This window comes from Sphingobacterium sp. G1-14, assembly GCF_002196555.1.
Classification (GTDB): Bacteria; Bacteroidota; Bacteroidia; order Sphingobacteriales; family Sphingobacteriaceae; genus Sphingobacterium; species Sphingobacterium siyangense.
On sequence record NZ_CP021381.1, the window covers coordinates 3,423,695 to 3,446,301 of the forward strand.

The following is a 22,607-nucleotide window of genomic DNA, read 5'->3' on the forward strand; positions in this document are numbered from 1 at the left end:
GAGTTGAGCTCGACACAGAAACGCTGTCAGATCCAGCAAATTTGCCACTCTAACCACTTTGTTTCCGTCTATTTCAGACAGAAACAAATTCATTTAACTTTATTCTGTTTCGAATCCACCTTCATAAAGTTGCAAAACCAAATATTCGAAACAGTTAAAATACGTATAAGTAAAATATATATGTATATTCGCTTATTCAAAAGGGCAATATATAACAACTCCCCTATTTTGTTTAAATATTTTAATAATGAAAAGAAGTCTTCTCAGAATCGCCTTTTGGGGCACGTTATTACCATTTGTATCTTGTTCAGTTATGAAAGATTCAGCAAAATCAAATCCAGGCAATTTCCCTAAACTTAGTCTGGAAGCACATCGCGGTGGCCGCGGCCTATATCCTGAAGAGTCTATCGCTGCCATGAAAAATGCAATAGATCTGGCAAAGGTGACCACACTGGAAATGGATTGCCACATTACCAAAGATCGTAAGGTTGTGGTCTTTCACGACGATTATCTTAACCCAAAATTTGTACTGAAACCCAATGGCTCCGAAATTTCTGACAAAGATAAACCACTGAGAATTTATGATATGCTTTATAAAGAGCTGATTAAATACGATATCGGATCGAAATTTTATAAAGAGTTTCCTGAACAGAAAAAACAGGTTACGCGTATAGCAAAACTATCAGACCTTATTGACAGTACTGAAGCCTACGCAAGTGTAAAAAGGAAAGCGCCGATGTTTTATAATATCGAAGTGAAGAGTAAGGAAGATAAAGATGGTATTTTCCATCCAAGGGTAGAAGAATTTGTGGACCTTATGGTGCAGGTGATCACTGATAAGAAAATTGCTTCACGAACCGTCATCCAATCGTTTGACAGCAGAGCTATTAAATATCTGCACAAAGCATATCCTCAAATCAAAGTTTCTTATCTTATTGATGCAAACTATACCAAAAGCGTTGAGCAAACAATTGCAGCTTTGGGCTTTACACCTTTTATTATAAGTCCGCACTATAAAATAGCTACACGCGATTTTATTGCACAGTGTCACAAAGCGGATATCAAGGTTATTCCATGGACAGTCAATACAAAGGACGAGATAGAACAGCTGAAGGCTGTAAAGGTTGATGGAATCATTAGCGATTATCCCAATTTGTTTTAACAAACACCTTGCTTGTTTCGCTTAGAATAAAAAAAATTGAGTTCTAGTTCATCTCAATGCCAAGAGAAACCAAGCCACACCAAAGCAAAGCAGTTCGTTAATCGTCTCAACTACTTTGCTTTGGTTTTGTTTTTTAATGCCTTGTCAATATATTCCCGTCCCTTTTGAACCAAAAATTCAGAGCGGTGATAATCCCAAAGGTTACAGATATTATAGGGAATATCCACCACCACATCGGGATGGTATAAATCAACAATCATACGGCTCATTTTCCTGCGCATCACATAGTACGAGGCTTGTAGAATATCCAAGGAGTTCGAAGTCCTCGGATCCAGTTTTTTGATAACAGAATATTGTTTATCCGGTTTAGATTCCAGATTGACAGCAATGATTAAATTCTCTTTCTTGGTTACATGATTTATGGGCAATGGATTCAGTACACCACCGTCAACGTACACATGGTTCTCCTCTTCTACCGCCGTAAATACAGCTGGAATTGCAATCGAAGCCCGAATGGCATCATACATACTCCCAAAATCCAGCACAACCTCCTTTTCGTAGTTTAGATCTGTCGCAACGGCTTTAAACAAAATTGGAAAAGTCTCTATATTAGCATCGGGGATCACAGATTTCAAGGCGTTAAACACCTTGACCCCCTTCATCATTCCTAGTCCCTTCCAGCTAAAATCCATCATATTAAAGACCGATTTCTTCGTCAGGCGCTGCATCCAGTCTTCGAGAACATCCATCTTCCCCTGCGCATAAATACCACCGACAAGTGCTCCTATTGAACAACCTACCACCTCATCGATTTCAAAGCCCAGCTCTTCAAGCCGTCGAATAATACCAATATGCACAAGACCTCTTGCACCACCTCCGCCCAGGACAAGGGTAACTTTACGATTCAAAAAAGCTTTCTCCAACATAATTATACAAGTACATGAAACACTTGTTTACATCCAAGCAACAATGTAAACAGATAATCATCGTTATTATATGTATTTTTGATTACAATATACGCAGTAAAAAAAGAAATATGAAAATAGAAATTTGGTCGGACATTATTTGTCCATTTTGTTATATTGGCTTGACAAAGCTTGAATTGGCTCTTCAACAAACCGCAAGTAAGCCAGCCGCTGAAATCATCTGGAAATCGTATCAGCTTAACCCCGACTATCCCGAAGATGCTCCGGCAATGCCAACCTACGATTACCTCGTTCAAACGAAAGGCATGAGCATGGACGATGTTGTTGCAATGACTTCACAGCTCAGTGCGCAGGGAAAAGAGCTGGGTATTGACCTGAATTTTGAAAAAGCAATCGTTGTAAATACAAAAAAAGCTCATCGTCTGATCCATTTTGCCCAGGCGCAGCAAAAAGGCACTCAGATCAAAAAAGCCTTATTTAAGGCTCATTTCACCGATGGTCTCGATGTAAATAACAATGAGGTTCTCGTCACTATCGCAACGCAAGAGCAGCTTTCCGCTCAGGATGTAAAAAACTTATTGGAATCGGATGAATTTGCTTATGATGTTGCACAGGATATCCAAGAAGGTGTCAGCTTAGGACTCCGAGGTGTTCCTTTCTTTGTATTTGACAGAAAATACGCTATCCCCGGAGCACAGCCCATGGAAGTCTTTCACAATACAATAAATGAATGCCTGGCCGGTCAGCCTGCACCTCTTGAACGCAGAGGCGAAGAAGGCCCTTCATGTGATCCTGAAACAGGAAAATGTGAATAAAGAAAGAAAAAATTATTGTTTAATTTTACTATTTTCGCAAGCTTATAACGACAAACAAATTTGGTATAAATGCAGTTAACCAAACTAGAAATTAAAGGATTTAAGAGTTTCGGAGACAAGATCACGATCAACTTCAATGATGGTGTCACAGCGATTGTCGGTCCCAATGGATGCGGAAAGTCCAATGTGGTCGACGCCATACGCTGGGTACTGGGGGAACAAAGTACAAAGATGCTTCGCTCCGATAAAATGGAAAATATTATCTTCAATGGAACGAAAAATAGAAAGCCGGCAAACCTTGCAGAGGTTTCGCTGACCTTCAACAACAACAATAATATTTTACCAACGGAATTCTCTACAGTGACGGTCACCCGTAAGCTGTTTCGCAACGGCGATAGTGAATATCGATTGAATGATGTCAAATGTCGTTTAAAAGATATCACGGATCTGTTCCTGGATACCGGAGTTGGTGCCGACAGTTATTCGATCATCGAATTGAAAATGATTGATGAAATTATCAACAACAAAGATAATTCACGTCGCAACCTCTTTGAAGAAGCATCCGGAATCTCGAAGTATAAAGTTCGTAAAAAACAAACTTTAGCAAAGCTGAGAGATACTGAAGCCGATCTTTCCCGTGTGGATGACTTGCTTTACGAAATCACAAAGAATCTCAAATCATTAGAAAATCAAGCTAAAAAAGCTGAAAAATATACCTCCCTTAAAGCAGAATACCGCCAGAGCAGTATAGATTTGGCTTATTATAGAATTGCTGATTTTTCGACCGAATTAGAAAGACTTCAGACACAAGAATCCAAGGTTCAAAAAGATGCCGTCAATGCACAGCAAAATATTCTGAACGCGGAAACTGAACTCCAAATACTCCGCCAGACAAATTTGGAACAGGAAAAAAACCTTTCGGTACAGCAAAAGACAACACAGGAATTTGTCAATAAAATCCGAGGTTATGAATCGGAAAAGAAGATCAAAAACGAAAAAGTCAAAAATCTTCAAGATAAAGAAAACCGACTGAACCTCGATATCAACAGCGATAAACAACAGCTTAATCATGTCCTCTACACCATCAAACGACTGAATGAAGAATTGTTTGATGAGCAAAATAAACTCGATTCGTTAAAAACAAATCTTGAATCGGATAAAACCGAAGTCGACGAATTGAGAGGACAGCAACAATCTGCAAAGGGAAAGCTCGATATTTTTAATAAGAGCAATGCTGAATTACAGGCAAAAATATACAAATTAGAAAAAGATCTTGCGGTATTCACAATTCAGAAAGAAGCTCTTCTGCAAGAATCTGTTCGCAATAGTGTAGATACAGAAGCAAAAGAAGCCGAATTGCTGCAGTTCAATTCCTCTGTTATGGAATTGGAAGGCCGTGTAGAAGCACAGCAGCTACAGTACGATTCAGCAAACCAGCAGGAAGAAGAGCTCCAAGGACAGATTAATCAGTGCCAGGCAAACCTCGAGGAATTTAAGGCCCAGCTTGCCAAAGATCTCCGCCTGGTAGATGCCAAACAAAACGAATACAACCTCACGAAATCCCTTATTGATAATTTAGAAGGTTTCCCCGATTCCATTCGCTTCCTCAAGAAAAATGCAGGCTGGAAAAAGCAGCCCCCACTCCTATCAGATGTCCTTTTCTGTCAGGAAGATTACCGTGTGGCTATTGAGAACTACCTAGAGCCTATTATGAACCATTATGTTGTCGAAACACAACAAGATGCCGTTCAGGCTATCCAACTATTGAGCGATGCAGCAAAAGGAAGAGCTAATTTCTTTGTTTTAGATGCCATAGTAGATTCCCCAAGCGCTGCCTCCGCACCAAATGACAATTTGATGTCTGCGTTAGATGTGATTAACGTAGACGAAAAGTACAAGGCTTTATGTACGATGCTGCTCCAGCAAGTCTTCATCCTTAAACATGAAAATGAAAAGGAGCTGGATGAAAAGCTACCTGCTCTAGGACAGGTGATTCTACAAAAAAATGGACGTTATTCGAAACATCATTTAGGCCTTTCGGGTGGTTCAGTGGGATTATTTGAGGGCAAACGTATCGGAAGAGCGAAAAATCTGGAAGTGCTATCCCAAGAGATCAAAACCTTAAATCAGGAAATAGCAAAACTTGAAGATAAAATAACGGCCGAAACAGCTCGTTTGGATGCACTGCGTGGCAATTCACAGAAAGAGTTAATAGATGAGCTGCGCTTTCAGCTCAATAGACTGAATAATGAATTAATTACCGTCAAAACAAAGCAAGAGCAATACCAAGCCTTCATCAATAACTCCCAGGCCCGTAAAAAAGATATTCAGGAGAAAATTGAAGGTATAGAATCGGATTTAAAAATTGCGGAGCCACAGCTTCAGGAGCTCCGTCTGGAAAAAGAACAGAGTATAGCCGAATTATCGACTTTACAAGATCAGTTCCATGAAATATCTGAGGTACTTAACGAAAAATCAACCGCATACAATCAAGAGAATATCGCTTACCATCAACAGTTAAACAAAGTTTCCAATATCACAAAAGATCTCGAATTTAGAGAGACGCAGAAAGATGATCACGAAATCCGTGTGGAGCGAAACAGTGCAGAATTAGTTGAAGTGCAGGAAGCTTTAAGAACAACCATTCCATTTGAAGATGAAGAAGATCAGGATCTTATTGCCATGTATGAGCAGAAGATCGCCCTGGAAGATGGTCTCAAAGAATTGGAAGACGGCTACTATGCAGATAAGCAGAAAATCAATAACCTCGAAGATGCTCTGACACAGCAGCGTCGTTCAAAAGAACAGAGTGACTTTCTTGTTTCAGAGATCAAAGATAAAAAAACGGGTCTTCAGATCGACCTCAATGCCTTGAAAGAACGTCTTTCTGTTGAATTCAACGTTGAACTGAAAGACCTGATTGACCGTGAAGATGTGCCTGAGATCACAGAAGATCAGACGACATTGGCAACCAAATGCAGTAAACTCAAGAAACAGCTTGATGAATTTGGAACGATCAATCTAATGGCAAAAGAGGCTTTTGACGAGATGAATGAACGCTATGATTTCATTAACAAAGAGAAAGCTGATTTAATCGAAGCAAAAGGCTCATTGATGGCAACAATAAAAGAAATTGACGATACCGCTCAAGTTCAGTTTATGTTTACATTCGATGCCGTAAGGAATAATTTCGTCAAGGTATTCCGTTCGCTATTTAACGAAGAAGACAGCTGCGACCTGGTGCTCACAGACCCAAGCAATCCGCTGGATTCAGACATCGACATTATTGCAAGACCAAAAGGGAAAAGACCGCTGTCTATCAATCAGCTTTCGGGTGGTGAAAAGACCTTGACTTCAACAGCCTTGTTATTCTCACTCTATCTTTCTAAACCGGCACCTTTTTGTATATTCGATGAGGTGGACGCTCCGTTGGATGATACTAATATTGATAAATTCAATAATATTATCCGGGATTTTTCCAAGAATTCACAATTTATCGTGGTCTCACACAATAAAAAAACGATAGCAAGTACAGACATCATCTATGGCGTAACTATGGTTGAACAAGGTGTATCCCGTGTAGTTGCAGTAGATCTAAGAGAAGTTGCTTAGTGAGCAACGAAATACACAATAAATAAGACGGACTCAGGGGATCTACACCCGGTCCGTCTTATTTATACAGATCAATTTAATTTCCTCTCGCCTTTAATGAAATTCTTTGCTGCAACATGCTGTGAATTTCCGTAAGCTTATTTCCTGTTGCAGATCAATATAAGGATAGACAGCAGACAGCTGATTCCCCCAAATAATTAGACCGACTGATAACCAAACGAGCCCGCGATCATTCCCGCCAATGGTCCTGCCAGTCCCAGCGACAAATCCACAAACGCAACATAAGCTCCAAGTGATGTACCACGCATCTGCGGTGCAACTTTTTTTATGGCTAGCACACCCAAAGCCGGGAATACCAGGGAAAACCCTACACCTGTAAGTCCGCAGCCTATTATTGCAAGCATTTTGGATGTGGCAGTCCAGATCAGCGCTTGTCCCAGAACTTCGATAAACAATGATATCAAAGCTATTTTAAGACCGCCAAATCTATCTGGAAATGATGCAAAGAACACTCTGGTCAACACATAACATGTCCCAAAAACCATAAACGCCAATGAAGCCTCCCCCCAATTCATTGCCTTGAAGAACAAGGCAATGAAGGACGCAATACAGCCAAATGCCATGGAAGAGAATGCCAGGCTAAGCCCTTGTCCAGAAATCGCCCCTATCACCTTACAAAACGGTGTACGGATATGGTCTTTATCAATGGCTACGGCTGGCAGTTTTACCGTGGCTAGCCAGCTCATCATTGGCAATAATAACATAAGAAAACAGGCGGAGAGGTCTCCGGATACTCGTCCCAACCAAATACTTAGGGGGGCGCCGATAGCGATACCAGCATACATCGCAATACCGTTCCAGGTCATCACCTTTCCGGACTGCGCCGGTCCGACCAACCCGATCCCCCAAGTAAGCGCTCCTGTGACCAGAAAACTTTCTGCAATACCATGCATTACTCTGGCCAAAAGAAGCAATGCAAGCGCTGTACCGCTGCTAAATTGAAAAAAAACAGCTAAAACATAGGCTGATCCCGCTAAAACAGCTAAAATAGCGCCCGACATCTTGCTCTTCTTAGCCCCCTTCGTATCGGTAATTTTACCCGAGTAAGCGCGTGTAAGAAGTGTCGCGAGCGATTGCAAACCAATGACCAAACCAACAATAAAACTGTCGTATCCTAATTTCCCCTCAACAAACTTCGGAAGCAGCCCCAAAGCAATTCCAATAGTCAAATAGACTCCAAATACCGATACAATAATGGGAATTATGGCTTTGTAGAAGCCAATTGTTTGTCCTTTTTCTAAAATTACACTCATAAAATTTTTGTTTAACTATATTTCGAGTGCAAATATGCCGCGGATCAAAAAGCTAAACATTGACTCAAGTCAAAAAAAGAGTCTGCACGTCAAAAAAGGAGCTGAAAAATAAAAAGCCCAGAGTGGGGAACTCTGAGCTTTCGTTAGCCATATATTAACCTATTTTATGAAAAGTATTTGTAATGAAAACGCCACATTTTTGAATTCATTATAACAAGAATAGTCATTTAACATTTTTTAACGTTTAGAAGAGATTAATATTAAACTCTATTTGAGCGTGGCAAAAACCATAATTTTTCGTGTTCTTGTCAGGGATCCTCCGATCCTGTTCACAAAAAAAGCTCGAAGTGGGGAACTCCGAGCTAACCTAACCAATTATTAACCTAAATTTATGAAAAGTCTAATTTATACAAACAGCCTCTTTCGCTGTTTTGAATATTAAACGTAAACCATAAGCTTATTATTACGCAGCTCTTACGGATTTATGTGAAATTTGACATTTTTTAACAATTCAATAAGTAACTTTAGGAAAACGAACATATAAATAAATATCATATGGCAGAGTACGATTTAAATGAACTTCAGAAGATCCACGAAAACAAAGATGTTTTAAACTATCTGGAACAACATGGCATTCTGGAAATAAAAAAATTCAATGATGTTTACGATTATGAGAAAGAACTTTACGAGCTTCAAGTCAAGCTCTTAAAGCTTCAATATGAAATCATTGAAAAAGGAAAACGGGTCCTTATTATTTTTGAAGGTAGGGACGCTGCGGGTAAAGGTGGTACAATAGGCCGCATAACCCAATATCTAAATCCCAAAAAGGTACGCGTTGTTGCATTGCCCAAACCAACCGAAGAGGAAGCCGGGCAATGGTATTTTCAACGATATATCAAACAGCTCCCTAATGCCGGCGAAATTGTGATTTTTGACCGTAGCTGGTATAACAGAGCTGTTGTTGAACCTGTATTTGGATTTTGCTCCAAGGAGCAACATGAGCTGTTTATGAACCAGGTCCCTGAATTTGAGAAGCAGTTAATCGACGATGGCATCATCCTTATCAAATTATTCCTGAACGTCAGCAAAGAAGAGCAAGCCGAAAGGTTAAAAGAGCGAAAAGAAGATATCCTAAAACAATGGAAAATCGGTGTGCTAGACCAGCAGGCACAGGAGAAATGGGATGTATATACGGGCTATATTGAGGATTTATTTAAAAAGACAAGTACAAAAAAATCGCCTTGGCTAGAAATCGCGAAAGATAATAAGAAAAAGGCTCGCCTGGCGTCCTTCAAACTTATTATCAATGCTCTTGTTGGAAGTGAACAGGAAAAAATAGATTCTTTCGTCACAAAACACGATTAAAGGTCCGTCGATTAGGAAAGGTACAATTATAACAAACAGGAGGAAAAGTATTTCCTCCTGTTTGTTATAATGGCAGAACGAATTAGGACACCAGAACCGTAGTTTCTATTTTAGGTCCTGCTGCGTGCACCGAGGGTGGCATCTCATTATTGAATTTTTCAAAATTCGAAATAAACAGCTTCGCCAGGCGTTTTGCCTGCATGTCATAAGCCTCGTCATTGTTCCATAAGCCTCGCGCATCTAAAATTTGTGCAGGAACATGCTCTCCACAGCTCGTTGGATACTCCAGTCCAAAAATATTGTGCTTGTTGAAGTGAGACTCCAGCAGTGAACCATCTATTGCTGCTCGAATTAGCGATCGCGTATAATTTAGCTTAATACGTCTGCCTATTCCGTAAGGACCGGCAATCCAGCCCGTGTTCACTAACCAAACTTTGATATTGCGATTTTGCTCTAGTTTTGAACGCAGCAAAGCCGCATATTTTGAAGGATGAAGCGGCAAAAATGCCTGTCCAAAACAGGTTGAAAATGCTGCTGTAGGCTCCTTTACCCCTACCTCTGTACCCGCGACCTTTGCTGTATAACCACTAACGAAATGATATACTGCCTGATCGATGGTCAACAATGAAATGGGAGGAAGTACACCAAAAGCATCTGCCGTCAGGAAAAAAATATTTTCAGGTTCACGACCAATACCGCTCATTTCGGCATTTTCCATGAAATCTATTGGATAGGATACGCGGGTATTTTCCGTCTTGCTAATATCGTTGTAATCAGGTCGATCAAATTCATCCAAAACAACATTTTCAAGCAGAGACCCAAAACGAATTGCGTGAAAAATCTCAGGCTCTTTGTCCTCCGATAAACCTACACATTTGGCATAGCAGCCACCTTCGAAATTGAATATTCCCTTTTCGCTCCATCCATGCTCGTCATCACCGATCAACTTTCTATTTCTATCAGCTGACAAGGTCGTCTTCCCTGTACCCGAAAGTCCAAAAAACAAAGCAGTCTCCCCTTCTTTCGAAGTATTCGCCGAACAGTGCATAGAAAGCACATTATGCTGGAATGGCAAAATAAAGTTCAATATTGAAAAAATACTCTTTTTAATCTCCCCTGTATAACCGGTCCCTGCAATCAGTACTATCTTTTTTGTAAAATCAATCGCAACAAAATTTTCGTTGATAATGCCATATTGATGCGGCTCTTCGATAAGCAGCGTCGGGGCAGCTAAAATCGACCAAGCAGGCTGAGCATCCAAATTTGGTTCCGGACGCAGAAACAGGTTATTGGCAAATATACTTTGATAAGCTGTCTCCGTAACAACACGCAAATCTATTTGATAAGCTGGATCAGCCCCGGCAGCACAATCTCTTACATAGATGATTTTATCACTTAAGTGAGCAGCTACTTTCGAAAATAGTGCTTCAAAATTAGCCGGAGACATCCGTTGATTGATCTCTCCCCACCAAACGCTATCTTTTGTTAAAGAATCTTCGACCAGAAACCGATCTTTTGGCGATCTCCCAGTAAATTTTCCCGTATCAGCAGCGAGTGCCCCCGTATCAGAAAGCCGACCTTCGTGATTTGCTAAGGCATGTTCGACCAATTCAGAAACAGGCAATTGATAAAATACATTTTTTGTACTATCAATTTTTAAATATTTCAAATCAGGCGCGTTTCCAATGTTACCCTTTTTCATATTTTTTGTTTGTTTTAAAATGTGCCCAAATTTAAAGGCATTTTTCGCTAAAAACAAAACTTAATTATCTAAAAATCAAGCTTATTGTACAAAAAACACAAAAACAAACAACTCATTAACAACAACTTACGCTAGTAAAAAAAATTAAACTTTTTAGCATATTTTTTTAGCACATCAATTTATCACTATCAAAAAATATCACATATTTTTCGTAAATTGTTCCAACCTTTACAAATATTAATAAAGTAAAAAAACAGAAGATGTAACGTCCATCAGCCATTGATCCTTGAAAGTGGCAGCAATGTCCAGGCCGACGGACTAACATGAGTAAAGATAAAGAGATGAAATAGCTACAATTGTAGCACGAACACGGAAGAGCACAGGGTGGCTTTCATGCTATCTGACAAATAGTTGCTTGTGCTTAAAATAAACTGGATATGCTATATAACCATTAAACGACACATAATCTGCGAATGAAATTACATGCTATAGAAACGGGATTTTTTAAACTCGATGGCGGTGCAATGTTTGGTGTTGTTCCAAAGAGTATCTGGAACAAAACAAACCCGGCCGACTCAAACAATATGTGTACCTGGGGAAACCGCCTGCTCCTCATCGAGGACAGTAATCGATTAATGCTGGTCGATACAGGACTGGGAGACAAACAAAATGAAAAATTCTTCAGCTATTATTATCTTCACGGCGATGCAACGCTGGATAAATCATTAAAAAATATTGGATTTGACAGAAGCGATATCACCGATGTCATCCTTACACACCTACACTTTGACCATTGCGGCGGCGCTATAGTGCGCGAAGGTGAACAGCTGGTTCCGGCTTTTAAAAATGCTCATTTTTGGAGCAATAGTGACCATTGGTCTTGGGCGACCGATCCTAACCCGCGCGAAAAAGCTTCTTTCTTAAAAGAGAACATTTTACCGATACAGGGGAGTGGACAATTAAAATTTGTCGAAGATCATCAGAATCCTTTTGGAAACAATATCGCTATCCGTTATGCACACGGCCATACAGAAGCTATGATGTTGCCACAGATACAGTATAAGGGCAAAACAATCCTCTATATGGCGGATCTATTGCCTTCGGTGGGACATATTCCCATTCCTTATGTTATGGGTTATGATGTCAGACCCCTCGTGACCATGGAGGAACGCAACAGCTATTGGAATGAGATCGTCGATAATGAATACATCTTATTTTTCGAACACGATCCCATACATGAATGCTGTACACTTCAACGTACTGAAAAAGGTATCCGGGTAAAGGATATTTTCAAACTAGGCGAGATTTAGCTGGTCTTTTTAAAGAAGATCAAATAGGATATGAAAAAGGATAAACAAAAAAGGCTACTTTGAAAGTAGCCTTTTTTTGTTTCATGAATATGTTTAGAATCTAAAGCCCAAAGCCCAATAATTCTCAAAAAACCATATTTGTTGGGATGCTTTATCTACCCCTCTTCTTCCTGTTGTACGAATGTTTGTTAAATCAGTCCAGCCCGTTTTGAAGTTCCCCTGAAGATAGAGTCCTTTATAAAAACGGTAGTGCAAACCAACTTTTGCCGAAGCACCATAACCCGCAATGTTCCAAAAGTGGTTGGCCCCTTCGCCAAAAAGATGCACGTCGGAACGAGGAATCAATAGACCTACATCCACACCAGATTCCATTGTCAGCACCTGTTGACCTTTGCGATTATTGATGATGTCATCATAACGCTCCAGACCTACTGAGGCAAAGTTATAACCATCTGTATGCTCAAATGTCAGCATAGCAGAATCTACAGTAATCAATTCACCGTTATATTGACCGGCGCGGTTTCCCGTCGGGATACCAGGATTAGAAATTTCTTCACCGATAAAACCGGAAATTTTCACCTGCTGCGGAATATCGACCACATATTTCATATGATCCCATCCCAATGAAATTGAATAATTATCTTTGATATAATAACCAAAGTGCAGATTAAATTGTGGAATAGTTAACCGGCTTGGATCAAAATACGTCGAACCAAATTTAGTTGGCCTATCACCCGCTTTTACATCATGGAGTATAAAGTCATAATTAGGACCCGTAAAATGAATATCTGATTTTGCGTAAGAAGAGAAGTTGTACCCCCAAAAGAAGAAGAATTTGCCCTTGTTACTTTCTGTTCTCAAATTTTTCGGTTTGAAAATGCTTTTTCCTATCTCAGGATTTTCTTGGGCAAATAAGGCAGAAACACTTAATGCAAGTGCTCCAATCGTTAAAAATATTTTTCTCATATCGGTGCTAAAAACGTTGGGCAAAAGTACCCGCATTCTATTTTATAAGCAAATAAAATCAATGGAAATTGGAAAAATATGACGAAGATCACAGAAATGTCATTCCACGCCAGAAACAAAAAAAGCTGCCTTCCAGGAAAGCAGCTTTTCATTTATTTTATTTCCAAGGAATTGTTACCCTTGATTTTTACGAATGATATTCAAAGCCCCACCAGCTTTAAACCATTCAATTTGTTGCGCATTGTAGGTATGGTTCGCCAAAATCTCTTCTTGCGTTCCGTCTGCATGATGTAATACAAGTGTTAAAGGTTTACCTGGTGCAAATGTTGTCAAGCCGAGAATACCAATGGTATCATTTTCCTGAATCTTGTTATAATCGTCTTTGTTTGCAAAAGTTAATCCCAACATACCTTGTTTTTTCAAGTTCGTTTCGTGAATACGTGCGAAAGATTTAACTAAAACAGCACGAACACCCAAATGACGAGGTTCCATCGCAGCATGCTCGCGGGAAGAACCTTCACCGTAGTTTTCATCACCGACTACAATTGAACCAATACCGTGTGCTTTATAGTCCCGCTGTGTTGCAGGAACAGGACCATATTCGCCTGTGAGTTGATTTTTAACGCTATCAGTCTTCTCATTGAAGAAATTCAAAGCGCCAATCAACATATTGTTTGAAATATTATCTAAGTGACCACGGTATTTTAACCAAGGACCAGCCATTGAAATATGGTCAGTAGTACATTTACCTTTTGCCTTAATCAATAATTTCAACCCTTTCAAATCCGTACCTTCCCATGGCGCAAAAGGCTCCAACAGTTGAAGACGATCAGAAGTAGGAGCTACATCAACCACCACCGAACTACCATCAGCCGCAGGTGCTTGATATCCAGGATCATCTACCGCAAAGCCTTTCGTTGGCAACTCATCCCCTACAGGCGGATCTAGCTTCACTTGTTCACCTTTATTGTTTATCAAGGTATCAGTTACCGGATTGAAACCCAAATCACCGGAAATCGCGATTGCAGCTACCAATTCTGGCGATGCAACAAATGCATAAGTATTTGGATTGCCATCTGCACGTTTTGCAAAGTTACGATTGAAAGAATGAACGATTGTATTTTTCTCTTGTTTATCGGCACCTACACGATCCCACATACCGATACAAGGACCACATGCATTGGTAAAAATTGTCGCATTGAGGTCTTCAAAAGTTTTCAGCAATCCATCACGATCAGCCGTAAAACGTACTTGCTCTGACCCTGGATTAATACCAAATTCAGCTTTTGTAATCAATCCTTTATCAACTGCTTGTTTTGCAATGGAGGCAGCACGGGATAAATCTTCATAAGAAGAGTTTGTACACGAACCGATCAATCCCCATTCCACTTGCAATGGCCAGCCATTCTTTTCAGCTTCTTCGCGCATGCGTGAAACTGGTGTATACAAATCTGGCGTAAAAGGACCATTTAGAGAAGGCTCCAGCTCAGATAGATTGATTTCTATTAACTGATCAAAATACTGCTCAGGATTAGCATAAACTTCGGCATCCGCTGTCAAGTGCTCTTTAATCACATTTGCCGCATCCGCCACTTCGGCACGACCGGTAGCACGTAAATAACGCTCCATGGATTCGTCGTACCCAAAAGTTGAGGTTGTCGCACCAATTTCAGCGCCCATGTTACAGATTGTTCCTTTTCCTGTACAAGATAAAGACTCCGCACCTTCGCCAAAATACTCAACGATAGCACCTGTCCCGCCTTTTACAGTCAAGATACCTGCAACTTTCAAGATCACGTCTTTTGCTGCAGCCCATCCGCTGAGCTTACCCGTCAATTTTACACCGATCAGCTTAGGAAATTTAAGCTCCCAAGGCAAACCTGCCATAACATCACAAGCATCAGCTCCACCCACACCGATCGCAACCATACCTAAACCGCCGGCGTTCACCGTATGCGAGTCTGTTCCGATCATCATACCGCCTGGAAAAGCATAGTTTTCCAAAACAACCTGGTGAATAATACCTGCTCCGGGTTTCCAGAAACCGATACCATACTTATTGGACACAGAACTCAAAAAGTTAAATACTTCAGAGCTTTCGTTTTTAGCTCGTGCTAAATCTTTGTCTGCTCCTTCTTTCGCCTGAATCAAGTGATCACAGTGTACAGTAGAAGGAACTGCTACCTTTGGACGACCAGCTTGCATAAATTGCAATAATGCCATCTGTGCAGTTGCATCCTGCATAGCAACGCGATCTGGAGCAAAGTCGACGTAAGAAACGCCACGTTTGTAATCTTCAGTAGCATTGCCATCCCAAAGGTGGGCATACAAAATTTTCTCAGATAAAGTCAAAGGTTTGTTAACCACTTGACGAGCCGCAGCAATGCGCTCGTCATATTGGCTATAGACCTTTTTAATCATATCTATATCAAAAGCCATATCTCTCTAATTTATGTTGTTTAATTAAGTTACTAAACCCTAATCACTCATTATTTTGTTGGAATAGGCGCAAACTTTGTTAAGTTAATGCCTTCCACAGCAGCTTTATATTCTTCGATATTCGGAATACGGCCCAAGATTGCTGAAAGAACAACAACTGGAGTTGATGCTAATAAAGACTCCCCTTTTTTACCATCCCTGTCTTCAACCACACGTCCTTGGAATAAGCGTGTTGAAGTAGCCATTACCGTGTCACCTTTAGCTGCTTTTTCCTGGTTACCCATACAAAGGTTACAACCAGGGCGTTCCAAGTACATAATATTCTCGTATTCAGTACGTGCAGTACTTTTTGGTAAAGCATCGCTAAATTCAAATCCAGAGTATTTTTGTAAGAATTCCCAATCGCCTTCAGCTTTCAGCTCATCAATGATATTGTACGTTGGCGCTGCAACGACCAAAGGAGCTTCAAACGTAACAACACCTTTTTGCTGTTCGATGTTTTTCAACATCTTCGATACGATTTTCAAATCGTCTTTGTGAACCATACAAGAACCGACGAAACCTAAGTCTACCTTTTTGTTGCCACCGTAGTACGAAAGGTCGCGAATTGTATCGTGTGTATAACGTTTGGAAACATCTGCATTATTCACATCCGGGTCAGCAATCATTGGTTCTTCGATGATATCCAGATCAATAACAACCTCAGCATAATATTTTGCATTGGTATCTGGAGTTAAAGCAGGCTTAGCGCCAGATTTAATTTCCTCAATACGTTTATTCGCCTTGTCAATTAAGCCTTGCAAAACATTGTTTTTGTTTTCCATGCCTTTATCGATCATAATCTGGATACGGTTTTTAGCGATCTCCAATGATTCGATCAATGTATTATCCTGTGAAATACAAATAGAAGCTTTCGCCTTCATTTCTGCAGTCCAGTCAGTAAAAGTAAATGCCTGATCGGCTAAAAGCGTTCCGATATGAACTTCAATAATTCTGCCTTGGAAAACGTTCTCGCCAGCAAATTGCTGCAGCATCTGTGCTTGTGTAGCATGAACCACATCACGGAAATCCATGTGTTCTTTCATACTGCCTTTAAATGTAACTTTTACCGATTCTGGGATTGGCATAGAAGCTTCACCTGTCGCTAAAGCTAGCGCCACCGTACCAGAGTCAGCACCAAAAGCAACACCTTTAGACATACGGGTATGTGAATCACCTCCGATAATGATCGCCCATTCATCAATTGTAATATCATTTAATACCTTATGAATAACGTCTGTCATCGAATGATATACACCTTGAGGGTCACGAGCTGTGATCAATCCAAAGTCATTCATAAATTTCATTAGTTTTGGAATATTCGCTTGTGCTTTTTTATCCCAAACCGATGCCGTATGACAACCCGATTGATAAGCGCCGTCTACAGTAGGTGCAATTACAGTCGCAGCCATTGCTTCAAGCTCTTGCGCTGTCATCAAACCTGTTGTATCCTGAGAACCAACAATATTTACTTTAACGCGAACGTCAGAACCGGCATGTAACACTTTACCTGGAGCTACACCAACCGCATTTTTATTAAAAATTTTCTCTACAGCAGTCAACCCTTGTCCTTCAATCGTGATTTCTTTTGATGGAGCAAACACTGTCGGCGCTTGAATGCCTAACGTTTCCGCTGCAAAAGTTTGGATTTTTTTACCAAAGACAATAGCATAAGAACCACCCGCTTTGATAAATTCCATTTTTTGTGGAGTCAAAGCTTTGGAAATATCGATCAGCTCCTGCTCGCCATTATATAATTTTTTAGTCTTAGTATTGATTGTTAAGACAGTACCTGTAGCGACAGAATAAGCTTCTTCAAGGATTGGCTCATTTTTCTCGTTACGGATTACGTTGCCATTTTCATCCACTTTCTTCACCCAGTTTTTAAGGTCTATACCGATACCTCCGGTCACATCCACTGTGGTCAAGAAAATAGGTGAGATACCATTTGTACCGCCTACAATTGGTGCGATGTTCACAAAAGGAACATAAGGACTCGCTTGTTTACCCGTCCATAATGCAACGTTGTTGACACCCGACATACGAGATGACCCCACACCCATTGTTCCTTTCTCAGCAATTAACATGACACTTTTACCAGGGTGTTGCGCCTGTAAGGCAACGATCTGTTGCTGTGCTTCAGGTGTGATCATACATTTTCCATGTAGTTCACGATCTGAACGCGAGTGCGCCTGGTTACCTGGCGACAATAAATCTGTCGAGATATCACCCTCACCAGCGATAAAAGTAATCACCTGAATTTCCTCAGCAACCTCAGGCAGTTTTGTAAAAAACTCTGCTTTTGCGTAGCTTTCTAAAATATCTTTTGCAACCTCATTGCCTTGTTCAAAAGCTTCTTTCAAACGAGCGGTATCCGCGTCATATAGGAAAACTTGTGTTTTAAGAACCTCAGCTGCCTGTTTTGCAATAGCTAGGTCTGTACCCAAAGCCAGGTCCAATAAAACCTTGATTGAAGGACCACCCTTCATATGTGACAACAATTCAAAAGCGAAATCAGGTGTAATTTCAGCAACAACTGATTCACCCAAAACAATTTCCTTCAGAAATTGCGCTTTAACACCCGCTGCAGGCGTAGTACCCGGCAACGTGTTGTAAATAAACAATCTTAAAGATTCAGCTCTATTTTCATTGTTTAAATCTTTAATCTGAGCAATTACCTCACTTAGTAATTCTGCTCCGTCAATAGGCTTAGGATGTAATCCTTGGCCTTCTCGTTCTACAACCTCTTGTACGTAATCGTTGTAAATACTCATAGATATCTATCTTTCTATTTTATGGGCAGCCTAAAAACACATTGTCTTTCTATGCTACCATGTCTGTAATATAATTAAGCTAATACGCCATCTATCGGGTCCTCCCTGACAAATCACAAATTAGCCCTTCCACTTCATGTTTTGAAGCTGATCTATTTGTCGTAAATCAACTTGTATGACTAATTACAAAAATAGTGAAAATCCAACTTTAAACGCATGCATTCCATTTATTTAAATCAATTTGGAATTGTTCTAAACAGCATTTATGCAATCCTGCCATCTTTTTTTGAAATCCGCTATATTGTATTTATTTCTTTCAAAAAAAAGGTGATTTAAATTATTAAATCACCTTTTCGTTTTATATACTTTCTACAGTTATATCAATGTCTTTTAATGCTTTCACGGTTTCCAGAGGATCTGTCGCGTTGAATACAAATGAACCTGCCACCAGCACATCTGCTCCGGCTTTCAATAACTGTGCTGCATTCGCAGTCGTTACTCCCCCATCGATTTCAATCATCAGACCATCATTCACTCCCTGTGCCATGACCCTTAGTTCCTGTACCTTGGCATAGGTATTTGGAATAAATTTCTGACCGCCGAAACCTGGGTTAACCGACATGATACAAACCAAGTCCAGATCCGCAAGAACATCTTTTAAAAGTGCTACTGGCGTATGTGGATTCAATGCAACGCCTGCTTTACAGCCCAATTCTTTAATAGCAGCCAGTGTACGATGCAAATGTGTACAGGCCTCGTAATGCACGGTAATGATTGCTGCACCCGAGTCTTTACATACCTGCAGATAACGGTCTGGATCAACAATCATCAAATGTACATCCAAAGGTTTAGCAGCATGTTTTGCAATAGCCTGCATAACTGGAAATCCAAAAGAGATATTTGGAACGAAAACACCATCCATAATATCAATATGAAACCAATCTGCCTCACTGTTGTTTACCATGATGATATCATCGTATAATTTTGCAAAGTCTGCAGCAAGAACGGATGGTGCAATTATATGTGATTTTGTTGACATGTTGTATTTTTTTGCAAAGATAACAAGTATTTTTGGTTCATCACAGCGTTTACCCGATTTAATACCTCTAAACGACAATTGGCTGAAGCTGCAGAAAATAATTATAATTACATTTGTATATTAACATGACAATAAAATACAGCTCACCGTGGGAAGACTAAAAATAAAATACAGAAGAGAATTAAATACAACGGAGAACCTCGTCCGAAAAATTGGATTAATACTTATCACCATTATTCTGATCTGTATATTCCTTCCCAAACAGCCTCGTTTTCGCTATGAATTCCAAAAGGGAAAAGTATGGAATCATGAGAATCTGATATCACCCTATAATTTTGCCATATTAAAAACGCAGGAGGAATTGAATGCGGACAAGAAAAGTATCTTAAACACGATTCAACCGATTTATAATGCCAATACGACAACAAGCAAAGAGCAAATTGATCAGTTCAACACGGATCTTGCCGAAAAGTGGCAAAGCAGCAAATTGGATACAACGCATGAAAATATAGTAGATTATAGAAATGCCGGTAATGCCATCTTAAGCCATCTCTATGGCAAAGGCATTCTGTCATTGAACAATCGGTTTCAGAACCGCAGCAATGACAAATCTCCAGCTTCCAAGCATTACAACTTTACACTGATCCAGGACAAAGTTGCCAGCCAAAAAAACACGGCCGACTGTTACACCATCGAAAGCTCTTATGGTTATATGGATGAAATTATGCCCAAATTGACCAAGATAAAGCAAAAGAGCTGGCTGGAGGAAACTTTAAAAAATTACATTACCATTAACTACATCTACAACGATCAACAAACAGAAGCTTTAGAACAAAATGCCATTGCAAACATATCGGCTACGCGCGGTGTGGTCCAAAAGGGAGAACTGATCGCTGAAAAGGAGAAAATCATATCCAATGAGACGTACCAGAAACTCGAGTCGCTTCGTAAGGTATATGAAGATGAAGGCAAGATCAGCGGAAATCAAAACTATGTGACCCTTGGGCAATTTCTGATTATCTCGCTTGCCCTGTCTATTTTGATGGTATTCCTTTTTCTTTTCCGTAAGGACATCTATTTTAACAATAGGTTGCTGGTCATTATCATGATTGTGATCATTGGTATGCTCGCTGTCCTATCTTGGGCGATCAAAATCAAAATCCCTAATCTCTATTACATCCCATTTTGCGCCGTCCCCATTATTATTCGTATCCTTTTTGATACGCGTGTAGCACTCAATATCCATCTGTTGATGGTTCTGCTAGCAGGTCTTTTTGTACCGAATAGTTTTGAGTTTGTCTTTTTACAATTTATGGCGGGGATAGTTGCGATATATAGTATTAAAACATTGGTCAAACGAGAGCAGCTGTTCATTTCCTCTGCTATTATCCTCGGTACCTATTGGATTGCTTACATTGGCTTGGTCGTCACGAGAAATGGATCTATAGACACCATTTACTGGTCCGACCTCCTTCCCTTTTTCGTAAGTGTCATGATTACCTTGTTGGCTTATCCAATGATCTATGCATTCGAAAAGTTATTTGGTATTGTATCTGATCTAACACTCATGGAGCTTACCAATAGTAACTCCAAGTTATTGCGGGAGCTCTCTTTTAAAGCTCCGGGAACATTTCAACACTCCTTACAGGTGGCTAATCTAGCGGAAGCCGCTATCTACAAAATTGGCGGGAATCCGCTGTTGGTCCGCGCCGGAGCCCTGTACCACGACATCGGGAAATTGACAAATCCCCAGTTTTTCATCGAGAATCAGAAGACAGAAAAAAACCCGCATGATGAGCTTTCACCGGAACAAAGTGCGCAGATTATTATATCACATGTCATCAAAGGCGTCGATATCGCCAAAAAACATCAATTGCCTGACGTGATCCTGGATTTTATCCGCACACACCACGGAACAACGCGTGTTGACTATTTTTATAACGTTTTTGTCAAGAACAACCCCGATAAACTGGTTGACGAGTCTTTATTTACCTACCCCGGACCTATTCCTTTTTCCAAGGAAACAGCTGTACTTATGATGGCGGATTCGGTCGAAGCCGCATCCCGTGCATTAAAAGAACCATCTGAAGAATCTATCAATAACCTTGTCGATAAAATTATCGAACATAAATTGATGCGGGGGCAGTTCAATAATAGTAACATTACGCTAAAAGATATCACCGAATCTGCAGTTATTTTTAAGGCAATGCTCAAAAGTATCTACCATGTTCGGGTAGATTATGATTTAAGCAAAAAAACAATGTAATTTTAATTGTCAAACAACAAATTGAATTTCAAACGCTTATTGCAACATTACATTTTTTTTGCATTTTTTTTAATATTTAGACTTTGCAGAATCAAATAATTGCCTTATGTTTGCAATGTCAAAACGAGGAAGGGTGCCTGAGTGGCCGAAAGGAACAGTTTGCTAAACTGTCGTACTGGAAACGGTACCGCGGGTTCGAATCCCGCCTCTTCCGCCAAGACAAAAAAAGGCTTTCTGAGAAATCAGAAAGCCTTTTTTTGTTTTTGGAGCAGGGGCAGCACTTAAAGTATATCTACACTCGTATTAAATTCATTGTAAAAGCCACTTGCGTTATTTTCGCTTGCTGATCAGATTATCACCATCGTTGCGTTGCAGTTTGTCCCCCTCAATGACGACAGCGATTTTTATTTTTTACACAAGCGCAGCTTATTCTCTCGTACACTTTTTGGGTAGCAGCAAACGAAGATCAGGTGGTGGTCAGATTATCTCTTTCTACAGTGCTTGTTCAGTGCTTGTTCAGTGTTTGTTCAGTGATCACTCAGTATAGACTGTATAAGCAGTGACTAATCACTGTCTAAAGATTGATTGAATATTGTTATTACCTACCGCTTGGTATTAGAATGTTTCCGTTTTATTTTTGTTCTTGATTAGCTACCAACCTAATCAGGCAATTATGAGTCATCAAAAATGGTGTTCATGAAACTGTTTTCTGGAAGGCAGACTGCCTTACTGCGCAGGGAGATCTTATTATATTGGAAATAGTAGTAAGATACGGCATTCTTATTATTACAATTAATTACATATACACCAACAGCTGCTGCTTCTATTAGGAATTTGCATCTTAAATTAAAATGACCAAACCCGAATTTGAAATTTGGA

At 40.0% G+C, this 22,607-nt stretch carries 13 protein-coding genes and 1 tRNA gene; 7 read left to right on the plus strand and 7 right to left on the minus strand.

Annotation, left to right across the window (positions count from 1 at the left end; all coding sequences use genetic code 11):
* The first annotated feature begins 247 nt into the window (after positions 1-247).
* The gene (locus CBM24_RS14505) at positions 248-1,162 is read left to right on the plus strand and encodes a glycerophosphodiester phosphodiesterase family protein (RefSeq protein WP_075992845.1); all 915 of its coding nucleotides are present in this window, start codon (positions 248-250) and stop codon (positions 1,160-1,162) included.
* Between the two features lie 110 nt (positions 1,163-1,272).
* Here CBM24_RS14505 and CBM24_RS14510 read toward each other — a convergent pair whose 3' ends face one another.
* Entirely contained in the window at positions 1,273-2,088 is an 816-nt protein-coding gene (locus CBM24_RS14510; protein ID WP_075992846.1) for a patatin-like phospholipase family protein, read from the minus strand.
* A gap of 110 nt (positions 2,089-2,198) precedes the next feature.
* Here CBM24_RS14510 and CBM24_RS14515 point away from each other — a divergent pair, with 110 nt between their 5' ends.
* Both CBM24_RS14515 and smc read left to right on the plus strand, forming a co-directional pair.
* Positions 2,199-2,903, plus strand: a complete 705-nt coding sequence (locus CBM24_RS14515) for a DsbA family oxidoreductase (RefSeq protein WP_075992847.1) — start codon at positions 2,199-2,201, stop codon at positions 2,901-2,903.
* A 69-nt stretch (positions 2,904-2,972) separates the two neighbouring features.
* Positions 2,973-6,515 (plus strand): chromosome segregation protein SMC, encoded by a 3,543-nt coding sequence (smc, locus tag CBM24_RS14520; protein WP_088161747.1) that lies wholly within the window; start codon positions 2,973-2,975, stop codon positions 6,513-6,515.
* Positions 6,516-6,712: 197 nt separating this feature from the next.
* Here smc and CBM24_RS14525 read toward each other — a convergent pair whose 3' ends face one another.
* On the minus strand, positions 6,713-7,828 hold the full coding sequence (locus CBM24_RS14525; RefSeq protein ID WP_088161748.1) for an MFS transporter: 1,116 nt from the start codon (positions 7,826-7,828) through the stop codon (positions 6,713-6,715).
* Positions 7,829-8,383: 555 nt separating this feature from the next.
* On the opposite strand from CBM24_RS14525, the gene ppk2 reads away from it, so the two are divergent.
* Complete coding sequence (gene ppk2, locus CBM24_RS14530) at positions 8,384-9,193, plus strand: polyphosphate kinase 2 (protein WP_075992850.1); 810 nt, start codon at positions 8,384-8,386, stop codon at positions 9,191-9,193.
* Positions 9,194-9,275: 82 nt separating this feature from the next.
* On the opposite strand, the gene pckA is transcribed toward ppk2, so the two are convergent.
* Positions 9,276-10,895, minus strand: coding sequence for a phosphoenolpyruvate carboxykinase (ATP) (gene pckA / locus CBM24_RS14535; protein ID WP_075994830.1), 1,620 nt, complete (start codon positions 10,893-10,895; stop codon positions 9,276-9,278).
* Between the two features lie 473 nt (positions 10,896-11,368).
* Here pckA and CBM24_RS14540 point away from each other — a divergent pair, with 473 nt between their 5' ends.
* Entirely contained in the window at positions 11,369-12,205 is an 837-nt protein-coding gene (locus tag CBM24_RS14540) for an MBL fold metallo-hydrolase (protein WP_088161749.1), read from the plus strand.
* A 93-nt stretch (positions 12,206-12,298) separates the two neighbouring features.
* On the opposite strand, the gene CBM24_RS14545 is transcribed toward CBM24_RS14540, so the two are convergent.
* The 4 genes from CBM24_RS14545 to rpe form a co-directional block, all read right to left on the minus strand.
* Complete coding sequence (locus tag CBM24_RS14545; RefSeq protein ID WP_046672928.1) at positions 12,299-13,171, minus strand: hypothetical protein; 873 nt, start codon at positions 13,169-13,171, stop codon at positions 12,299-12,301.
* A gap of 174 nt (positions 13,172-13,345) precedes the next feature.
* Complete coding sequence (locus tag CBM24_RS14550; protein WP_088161750.1) at positions 13,346-15,610, minus strand: aconitate hydratase; 2,265 nt, start codon at positions 15,608-15,610, stop codon at positions 13,346-13,348.
* Positions 15,611-15,660: 50 nt separating this feature from the next.
* Positions 15,661-18,423, minus strand: a complete 2,763-nt coding sequence (locus tag CBM24_RS14555) for a bifunctional aconitate hydratase 2/2-methylisocitrate dehydratase (protein ID WP_075992853.1) — start codon at positions 18,421-18,423, stop codon at positions 15,661-15,663.
* Positions 18,424-18,781: 358 nt separating this feature from the next.
* The gene (gene rpe, locus CBM24_RS14560; RefSeq protein ID WP_088161751.1) at positions 18,782-19,462 is read right to left on the minus strand and encodes a ribulose-phosphate 3-epimerase; all 681 of its coding nucleotides are present in this window, start codon (positions 19,460-19,462) and stop codon (positions 18,782-18,784) included.
* Between the two features lie 148 nt (positions 19,463-19,610).
* Between rpe and CBM24_RS14565 the strand changes: the two genes are divergently transcribed.
* Together CBM24_RS14565 and CBM24_RS14570 are read left to right on the plus strand one after the other, a co-directional pair.
* A complete protein-coding gene (locus tag CBM24_RS14565; protein ID WP_088161752.1) occupies positions 19,611-21,728 on the plus strand; it encodes an HD family phosphohydrolase in 2,118 nt (705 codons plus the stop codon).
* A gap of 127 nt (positions 21,729-21,855) precedes the next feature.
* Positions 21,856-21,945, plus strand: a tRNA-Ser gene (locus CBM24_RS14570).
* Positions 21,946-22,607: the final 662 nt, after the last annotated feature.